The organism is Gordonia sp. (in: high G+C Gram-positive bacteria) (assembly GCF_012515855.1).
Taxonomy (GTDB): Bacteria; Actinomycetota; Actinomycetes; order Mycobacteriales; family Mycobacteriaceae; genus Gordonia.
In genome coordinates this window covers 20606-28999 of record NZ_JAAYXO010000010.1, presented here as the reverse complement: position 1 = coordinate 28999, position 8394 = coordinate 20606, and the positions used below count along the sequence as shown (strand labels likewise).

At 69.1% G+C, this 8394-nt stretch carries 9 protein-coding genes; 3 read left to right on the top strand and 6 right to left on the bottom strand.

Translation table 11 applies throughout. The annotated features are described in order from the left end of the window. The 4 genes from GX543_RS00545 to GX543_RS00530 all read right to left on the bottom strand — a co-directional run. A partial coding sequence (locus tag GX543_RS00545; protein ID WP_290849081.1) for a squalene/phytoene synthase family protein occupies nucleotides 1-181 on the bottom strand: 181 nt, incomplete at its 3' end. Next, entirely contained in the window at nucleotides 174-1658 is a 1485-nt protein-coding gene (gene mptB, locus GX543_RS00540; RefSeq protein ID WP_290849080.1) for a polyprenol phosphomannose-dependent alpha 1,6 mannosyltransferase MptB, read from the bottom strand. The genes mptB and GX543_RS00545, both read right to left, overlap by 8 nt. Nucleotides 1659-1664: 6 nt before the next feature. Beyond that, nucleotides 1665-3197, bottom strand: coding sequence for a phytoene desaturase family protein (gene crtI / locus GX543_RS00535; RefSeq protein ID WP_290849079.1), 1533 nt, complete (start codon nucleotides 3195-3197; stop codon nucleotides 1665-1667). 4 nt (nucleotides 3198-3201) lie between these two features. Then, nucleotides 3202-4290, bottom strand: a complete 1089-nt coding sequence (locus tag GX543_RS00530) for a polyprenyl synthetase family protein (protein ID WP_290849078.1) — start codon at nucleotides 4288-4290, stop codon at nucleotides 3202-3204. A gap of 103 nt (nucleotides 4291-4393) precedes the next feature. Between GX543_RS00530 and GX543_RS00525 the strand changes: the two genes are divergently transcribed. Next, on the top strand, nucleotides 4394-5377 hold the full coding sequence (locus GX543_RS00525; protein WP_290849083.1) for a methylenetetrahydrofolate reductase: 984 nt from the start codon (nucleotides 4394-4396) through the stop codon (nucleotides 5375-5377). A gap of 4 nt (nucleotides 5378-5381) precedes the next feature. Here the strand turns inward: GX543_RS00525 and GX543_RS00520 are convergent, their stop codons facing one another. Both GX543_RS00520 and GX543_RS00515 read right to left on the bottom strand, forming a co-directional pair. Then, nucleotides 5382-6233, bottom strand: a complete 852-nt coding sequence (locus tag GX543_RS00520) for a hypothetical protein (RefSeq protein WP_290849077.1) — start codon at nucleotides 6231-6233, stop codon at nucleotides 5382-5384. A 119-nt stretch (nucleotides 6234-6352) separates the two neighbouring features. After that, complete coding sequence (locus GX543_RS00515; RefSeq protein WP_290849076.1) at nucleotides 6353-7024, bottom strand: N-acetyltransferase; 672 nt, start codon at nucleotides 7022-7024, stop codon at nucleotides 6353-6355. A gap of 298 nt (nucleotides 7025-7322) precedes the next feature. Here GX543_RS00515 and GX543_RS00510 point away from each other — a divergent pair, with 298 nt between their 5' ends. Continuing rightward, a complete protein-coding gene (locus GX543_RS00510; RefSeq protein WP_290849075.1) occupies nucleotides 7323-7856 on the top strand; it encodes an SAV_6107 family HEPN domain-containing protein in 534 nt (177 codons plus the stop codon). Nucleotides 7857-7968: 112 nt separating this feature from the next. After that, nucleotides 7969-8388, top strand: coding sequence for a DUF3040 domain-containing protein (locus GX543_RS00505; protein ID WP_290849073.1), 420 nt, complete (start codon nucleotides 7969-7971; stop codon nucleotides 8386-8388). Nucleotides 8389-8394: the final 6 nt, after the last annotated feature.

Below are 8394 nucleotides of genomic sequence, written 5' to 3'. Positions count from 1 at the left end.
CCTGGTCGACGGGCTCGCCGGGCCCGTCGACGATGTCGTCGGCCATCCGGGCGTAGCCGTACAGTGCGAACACCGCGCGGCGATTGTCTTCGGGAAGCAGACGCGATGCCAGATAATACGTCCGACCGCCGGTGCGGGTGATCGCCTCCGCGAGCCGGTACCCGCGCTCGATGTCAGCCACGGACCAGCAACGATCCGAAGTCGCGCAGTCGCAGCGGGTCGCGCTTCCGAAGCGAGACGGCGGCCAGCGCGGCGAGCGCGAGCGCGAGCAGGGTCTCGATCGGCTTGTAGAACAGAATCGAATCGTCCGGCTGGAAGACGATCAGGTAGAAGGTGCTGACGCCGACGACCACCTGCCGTACCCACATCGGCAGGGTGAACGCGACGACCACGCACGCCACCCAGGTGTAGTACCAGGGGAGCGTCGACGGTTCGAGGAGCAGCAGGGCCAGCATCGCCCAGGACATGCCTGCCATCGCCGACCGCTCGTCGTGCCGCGATCGCCACCACAGGTACACCAGGATCGCGGCGAGCGCGACGCTCCCGATCGTGCGCGTCACTACCAGAACTTCTTGCAGGTTGAGCACGGTGAACGGCGCGGCGACGTAGGTGACGATGTGGCCGACGAACACCGGGATGGTGAACGGATTGATGATGCGGGAGGCGTAGGCGAGCCCGTTCATCCAACCGACTCCGAGGCCCAGAAGCAGGGTGAACACCCCGAACACGGCGCTCGGGATCGCCGCGGTCGCGAGGAAGACGCCGACTCGATCGCGCCAGGAGATGAGGGGCCGGTCGGGGTCGGCCTCGGCGGCCCGCGCGCGGCGCAGGTGGTCGATCCAGATCCACATGATGAACGGGATCGCGATGCCCGCGGTGATCTTCACCGAGATCGCGAGGCCCAGGACGACGAGACCGGCGACGTGGCGTCCAGTCAAGGCGAGGGCGACGCCCGCGGCGAGGAATCCCATCATCAGCAGTTCCAGGTGCGGACCGCCGACGAGGTGGATCAGCAGCATCGGGTTCAGCAGCACCAGCCACAGTCCCAGGCGACGGCTGGCGCCGAAATGGGCGGCGATGCGCGGGACTGCCCACAGGGTCAGGAGGAGTCCGGGCAGCAGGGCGATGCGGATCAGCATGACGCCTGCGAAGACGTTCTCGCCGGTCACTTCCACCACGCCGCGCAGCACCAGCATGAAGCCGGGACTGTAGGGCGAGGTGGTGGGCGCCCAGATCTGGGCCATCGAGTCGACGATCGGGCCGGGACTGTGCGCCGGCCCGTCGGTGTAGGGGTCGAAGCCCTGCTTGAGCACCCATGCCTGACCGAGATAGGCGTAGACGTCGCGGCTGAACGTCGGGATCGCGACCATCAGCGGGACGGTCCAGGCGCCGATGGTCGCCACCGTGGCGCGCAGGCTCATCCGTTCGTGATCGCGACCGATGCGCACCCAGGCGATCACCATCAGCGCGATCCCGGTCCAGAAGGCGAATCCGGAGAGCGTCTTGCCGTGCCCGTAGGTCATCGGCGCCAGCCCGAGGTCGGCCAGCGTCGAGTCGATGCGCGGCACGTCCGACAACCCGTAGCTGCCCGCGGTCACGAGCAGTGCGCCCAGGAATCCGAGGCAGGCGTCGGGGTAGCGGCGCAGGAACGTCGTCATCGAGGCCTACCTCCGTCCGGCGGCGGAGCGAAGATAGTCGTCGACCCGAGCCGCCGCCAGCGCGCCGGAGACGGCCACCGGCGGGATACCGACGCCGGGGACCGTCGCGCTGCCGCCGACGGCGAGGTTCGCGGCGCCCGGCCACACGTTGGGGGTGCGCAGCGGACCGGTCTGGGTCAGCGTGTGCGCCGCGGAGAACGGGGTGCCCGCGGGCAGCCCCTGGCGCAGCCAGGTGCGGGGATGGTCGATCCGCAGCACGTCCATCGACGACAGTCCTTCGTAACCGCGCGCGGAGAGCCCGTCGAGGACTTCGGCGACGTACGGCTCGGCGAGCTGGTCCCACGGGAGATCGGCCGAGGCGAGGTTCGGAGCGGGTGCCAGGACCGACACGGATTCCACACCGTCGACGACGAAGGTCTCGGGGTCGGTGACCGCCGGGCGGGTCATCAGGAACGAGCCGTCGGACATGATGCGGCCCGGGCGTCCGGTGATCTCGGCGAAGGTCCGGGTCCACGCCTCGCCGAAGTCGAGGGTGTGGTGCCCGGAGCGCCACTGCTCGGTGACGAGGGTCGGCAGCAAGCCGTGGACCACCACGGCGCTGGGGGAGTACGTGACGGCGCGGCGTCGTCGATGATCGCGGAGCAGTTCGGCGATCGGCTCGCGTTCGAGCGTGGCGACGACGGCGTCCGCGGCGATGCGACGCTCGCCGACCAGCACGCCCGACACAGTGCCGTCGCCTCGCTGGAGGATCCGGTCGACCCGTGCGCCGTACTCGACTCGAACGCCCGCGTCCACCAACGCGGACGCGAGGACCTCGCCGATCCGCCCCATCCCGCCGACCGGCGCGGACAGCCCGCGACCGATGTCCATGTCGGCGATGATCGCGTAGATCGCACGCGCCCGATGCGGGGGGACGCCCGCGTACAGCGCCTGAAAGGTGAAGGCGCGTTGCAGACGCGGGTCGGCAACGAAGCGGCTCACGGCACCGGTCAGACCGCCGAGGGCGCCGAGGCGCACCAGTTCGGCCGCCGCCCGGCGCGTCTCGGTCCCGGTGAGGTCGGCGATGCCGCCGTAGTTGCGGTCGATGAAGACGTCGAACTCGGCGTCGTAGATGCGGCGCAGCCACGCGAGGAGGTCGCGCGTCCCGGCCGCGGCCTCCGAGCCGAAGGCTTCGGCGACGGCGTCCGGCAGATCGGCGGCGTCGTGCGGGACGGTCAGCGTGGTGCCGTCGGCGTAGTTCATCACGTAGCTCGGTTCCACCGGCCGCAGGTCGAGTCGGTCGAGGGCCGTCCGACCGTCGACGCCCAGCACACCCAGCGTGTCGACGAGGAGTTCGGGCATGGTGAGTACTGTCGCCCCGGTGTCGAACCGGTGGCCGGCGATGGTCTCGGTTCGGATCAGCCCGCCGGGCGTCGCACCGGCTTCGAGGACGGTGACCTCGTGACCCGCGGCCCGGACGTGGGCGGCGGCCGTCAAGCCGGCCAGGCCCGCGCCGATGACGACGACGTGCCGGGATGCGCCGATCGCACTCACTCCCATGGACTCACTTCTCCCGATGGGTGATGCGCCGCGCGATCCAGGTGAGGTCGGTCCGTGCGGGCTCGGTGACCGGCAGCGCGTCGATGGCGGTCAGGGCGCGGTCGAGGCACGCGTCGATCTGCTCCTCGACGGCTGTCAGCGCACCGGAGTCGACGAGCACCTCGCGGGCGCCCGTCACCTCGAGGTCGGTCAGGTCGCGCCCGATGCTGGCGCGCAGCAGATCGCTGCCCGCGTCCGACGCCCGCTGCAGGCCCTCCGCGAGGAGCGCGGTGCGCTTGCCTTCCACCAGGTCGTCGCCCGAGGGCTTGCCGGTCTGCGCGGGATCGCCGAAGACGCCGAGGACGTCGTCGCGGAGCTGGAAGGCGACGCCGAGATCGAGGCCGATGCGATGCAGCCCCGCGAGCAGTGCATCGTCCGCGCCGGCCAGCGCCGCACCCAACTGCAGCGGGCGCGCCACCGTGTACGCGGCGGTCTTGTACTCCATCACCCGGTAGGCGGCGGTGATCGATTCGTCGCCCGACGACTCGTTGGTGATGTCGAGGAGTTGCCCGCCGAGCACCTCGGTCCGCATCTGCGACCACAGCACGCCGACCGGTCGCGGCAGCGGCCGCATGTCGGTCCAGTCCACGGGGCCGATGCCGTGCACGAGGTCGTCGGCCCACGCCAGCGCGAGGTCGCCGAGGAGAATGGCCGCAGAGACGCCGTAGTGGGCCGGATCGCCCGAGAAGCCCCGCTCGATGTGCAGCGACTCGAACCGACGGTGCGCCGTCGGACTGCCGCGGCGGGTGTCGGAGCGGTCGAGGATGTCGTCGTGGATCAGCGCGCAGGCCTGGATCAGCTCGATCGCCGCGCCGATGCGCAGCACCATGGTCTCGTCGCTCGCCTCGTCGGCGGCGTCGGGGGATCCGCACTGCCAACCGGCGTACACGAAGGTCGGACGGACGCGCTTTCCGCCGGAGAGCGCGAAGTCGGCCAGGACGTCCCCGGCGTGCGCCACGGCGGGGTAAATGGCGTCGAGAGCCGGGCGGTTGGCTTCGAAGTACTTCGCCAGCACCTCGTCGACCGCGGCGGGCACGTGCGCAATGTTGACCACGACAGGCAAGGTTACCGGTCGGCTCGGGCGGGGCGGTCGGGAGACGGGTCCGGCAACCGGGACGAGGTCCGGTGGCGGGGGACGGTTCGGGGTGGTCCGTATGATGGGCCGGGTGACCGACTCGATCTCCTCCGGCTCCGACGTCCTCGCTCGCGCGGGGCAGTCCGTCGTCGAGCGCTTGTCCGACCCGTACTCCGGACCCGTGCCCTTCTCCGTGGAATTCTTCCCGCCCCGCGACGCCGACGCCGAGGCGCGGCTGTGGCGTGCGGCCCGGACTTTCGAGCGAATGAACCCGGCCTTCGTCTCCATGACCTACGGTGCGGGCGGCACCACCCGCGACCGCACGGTGCGGATCGCGGGCGAACTGGCCACCGAGACCACCCTGCTGACGGTCGCACACCTGACCGCGGTCAATCACAGTGTCGACGAACTGCGCAGTCTGGTCGGCGCCTACGCCGACCGCGGCATCACCAACCTGCTGGCGCTCCGCGGCGATCCGCCCGGCGACCCGCTCGGCGAGTGGGTGAAGCATCCCGACGGCGTCCAGTACGCCGAGGAACTCGTCGAACTGATCCGCCAACTCGGCGACTTCCACATCGGCGTGGCGTCGTTCCCGGAAGGGCACCATCGTTCGCCGAGTCTCGCCGCCGACACCGAGAACCTGGTGCGGAAGCTGCGCGCGGGCGCCGAGTACTCGGTGACGCAGGTGTTCTTCGACGTCGAGGACTACTTCCGGCTGCGGGACCGACTCGCCGCGACCGATGCCGAACAGGCGGCCAAGCCGCTGATTCCGGGTCTGATGCCGATCACCTCGCTCGCCACGGCGCGGCGGATGACGGAACTGTCCGGCAGCAAGATTCCGCCTGCCGTGGAAGAACGGCTGGCCAAGGCGGCGGGCGACGGTCCCGAAGAGAACCGCGCCGACGTCCGCGCGGTGGGCATCGATCTGTGCACCGAGATGTCGGAGCGGCTCATCGCCGAGGGCGCCCCCTGCCTGCACTTCTGCAGTCTCAACTTCGTCAAGGCCACCAGCGAGGTGCTGGACCGGATCGGCATCGACACCCGCGGCGCACTCGCCGGGATCTGACGCGCTACTCGGGCGACCCGGCCGTCGTGGACTCGGTGTCCGCGGCGGTCTCCCCGGTCGGCTTGTCGGCGGTCGCGTCGGCCGCAGGGCGCTTGTGGAACAGCGGCTTGCGAGGCTCGCGGCCGGGGCGCGGCGAACGATCGCGCGCCTGGTAGGCGAAGTAGGCCACGGTGCCCACGATGATCGCGCAGATCAGAAACATGAAGAGCGCCCAGCTCGGAACCGCCGCGGTGGCCGGATCGGCGTACTCGGCGTCGGCCTGGAGGTCGGCGTTCTGTCCGGCGCGCGGGGTCCAGACGACCGTGCTGTCGCCGACCCGACGGCCGTTGGTCGCCACCACTTCGCCGCCGAACGTGATGGAGACGGAGAAGTAGACGCTGTCGGTCTCGATGTCCACCAGCGACGCCGATCCGCGGAACCGGACGATGTCTCCGCTGCGCGTCGACTTGAGGTTCACCGTTGCGGAGGGGTCGGGGAGTGCCGCAGCGACGATGTCGCCCAACTGCCCGAACTGGCCCGCGGAGAGGCGGTCGAACGAGAGCTCCGAACCGACCTTGCCCTCCGGCGATGGCGCAGCCTGACCATTGTTCGCTGAGGTCGGCGGCGCGGGCACCGACGGGGTGGCGCCGTCTTCGCCCGCCTCCGGGTAGTCAGTGGACCAGACCTGGCCGCTGAGGGACACCGGGATGTCGAAGGTGGGCTTCTGTGGATGCTGGTCGGGCGACGTCGCGATGATGATCGATCCCGAGAACTGATCACCGACGGTCGTCGACTTCGTCAGGCACCCGCTGAGCAGCGGGATCATCGCCAGCAGTCCAGCGAGAGCGAGCACGGGAGCGCGGCGGGTCGTAGTCACCGCCTCATGGTGCCAGAAGGGGGCCACGGACTCCGGCAACGGTGCTTCGGTGCGTCGAAGAAGATGCCTCGACGAAGCTGGGCAGAAGAGACTGGGCAGAAAAGACTGGGCAGGTCGTGTCAGTGCTGCGCGGTCGTGGTGTCCAAGGGGAGCGGTCGACCGAGGAAGGCGAAGGGGCGGGCGTCGCCGACGAAGTTGAACTGGCGGAGCACGTCCTCGAATCCCAGACGTCGATACAGGCCCCACGCCCGGTTGTCTTCTGCGGGGACTTCGGGAGTGGACAGCAGAACCTTGGCCTCGGTGCGGTCGGCGAGTAGTGCGGAGAGCAGTTGCTCTCCGACGCCGCGGCCCTGGCCTGCGGGATGCACGTGCAACTCGGTGAGCTCGAAGTAGTCGCGGAGGAACTCGCGCGCCTCGTCCGGCCGTCGACCCGCACGGAGCAGGCCGGAGTAGAGCTGTCGATGCCACCACTGGTCCGGTGCGCCGCGATACCCGTAGGCGACGCCGACGAGCGCTTCGGTGTCACTGTGCGCGAGGGGTGGGCGAACCCGCAGGCGAGAGTAGGTCGGACGCAACGCCTCGAGTCGGGAGAGGGTGGCGAACGCCCCGTACGCGGACCACCCCGGGCGAGCGATGTGGTCACGCCACAGTGGGACGCGATGGTTCTCGCTCCCGCGTGGATAGTGCATCGCGGTGATGTACGTGTGGACCGCCGGATCGAGCCACAGGTGGGAGAAGTCCGCAGGCAGCGCAGCGATTCGAATCGGTGCAGCATCCAGACGTGACGACATGGCCCCTCCTTTCGTCCAACGGTGGGGCGCCTCGTGGAGAACCCAACATCAACCATGGGAGCCTATCTGCCCTTGCTTCCGGCGAATCACTCCGGCTAAGCTTCCAGTTATCGAACTGGTGTTCGCATCGGTTCGTTAAACCCGGTGGCTCGGCGATGGGGAAGACATCGCCGGGTCATTGGTGTTCTTCTGGTCGGAGGGTCCGGCTCGCCTGGGCGGCCGACGGGAATTGTCGTACCCCTCTGCGATGGTGATGCCATCAGTTCGGATGAGCCGAGCGAGCACGGAGGAATGAGACATGACGAGATCAGCGGGAGCGGCCGGTCGGCGGTCTGCCGAGTTGCGCCTCGCGATGGCCCGGCCGGCGGTCGGCAATGCGCGTGCCGCGGCGGTCGATCCTCACGTGGTGCAACGCAGTCGAGATCTCTTGGATCGGGCCGAGGTGCTGTTCGATCAAGCGGCCTCCGTCGAGGACGACGGCACCGAACGCTTTCGGCTGTTCTACTTGGCGGCCATTCGCGCCTCTGGCGCGATTCTGGAGGTCTACGAGCCGACCGGGAAGGTTCGTCGTCGGCGTGGCGCGACGGACGCCTGGAGTCGAATCAAGGCTCGGGCGCCGGAGTGTGCGGAACTCGCCGACTACTTCGGCGGCCTGTCGAACATGCGGTCCCGCGTGGAGGCCGGCCTGGTCAAATCCGTTGACCCGACGTTCTGTGCTCGTGTCGAACGGCGTGCCGTGGAGTTTCTGGATGTCGCCGATGCGACTCTGCTGTCGTACGAGCAGGGTAAATTGACACCGGGCAAGGCGGCTGCCCGCAGCACCGTTGCGTGACGGCGAACTCAACCCGGACGCAATAGTGGTCGTAGCGGCGATTGCCTCGTATCATGTGTGTATACGGACAGGATTGCCGACATTCTGCCCATGAGCCAGTAAGGGAGGAGCGGTGCCGCTTTCCGAGCACGAGCAGCGCATGCTCGATGAGATAGAGAGCGCTCTCTACGCCGAAGACCCGAAGTTCGTGTCGAGCGTGACCCGTCACAAGGTTGGTTTGCCGAACGCGCGTCGCAGGTTGGTGGTGGCGCTCGGGTTCCTCGCCGGACTGGCCCTGTTGGTCGGCGGGCTGATGGTCGACGTCGAGATCGGCGGGCTCAAAGTGCTGAGCTTCGTTGGCTTCCTCGTCATGTTCGGCGCCGCCGTCTACGGACTCGTGGGTGGGCGCAGCGCGACGGCCGGACCTGCTTCGAGCTCGTCGTCGAAGAAGGCCGGTAAGTCGGCCGGCTCCGGGGGTGGGCACGGATCGCTCAGTCAGCGCATGGGCGACCGATTCAACAAGCGATTCGAAGGCGACGACCGGGACCTGTAGCGGCTC

Bases quoted from the DNA above. Each gene is read 5' to 3' on its own strand.
- mptB (WP_290849080.1), bottom strand. From the start codon at position 1,658: ATGACGACGTTCCTGCGCCGCTACCCCGACGCCTGCCTCGGATTCCTG.
- crtI (WP_290849079.1), bottom strand. From the start codon at position 3,197: ATGGGAGTGAGTGCGATCGGCGCATCCCGGCACGTCGTCGTCATCGGC.
- GX543_RS00525 (WP_290849083.1), top strand. From the start codon at position 4,394: ATGGGCCGGGTGACCGACTCGATCTCCTCCGGCTCCGACGTCCTCGCT.
- GX543_RS00515 (WP_290849076.1), bottom strand. From the start codon at position 7,024: ATGTCGTCACGTCTGGATGCTGCACCGATTCGAATCGCTGCGCTGCCT.
- GX543_RS00510 (WP_290849075.1), top strand. From the start codon at position 7,323: ATGACGAGATCAGCGGGAGCGGCCGGTCGGCGGTCTGCCGAGTTGCGC.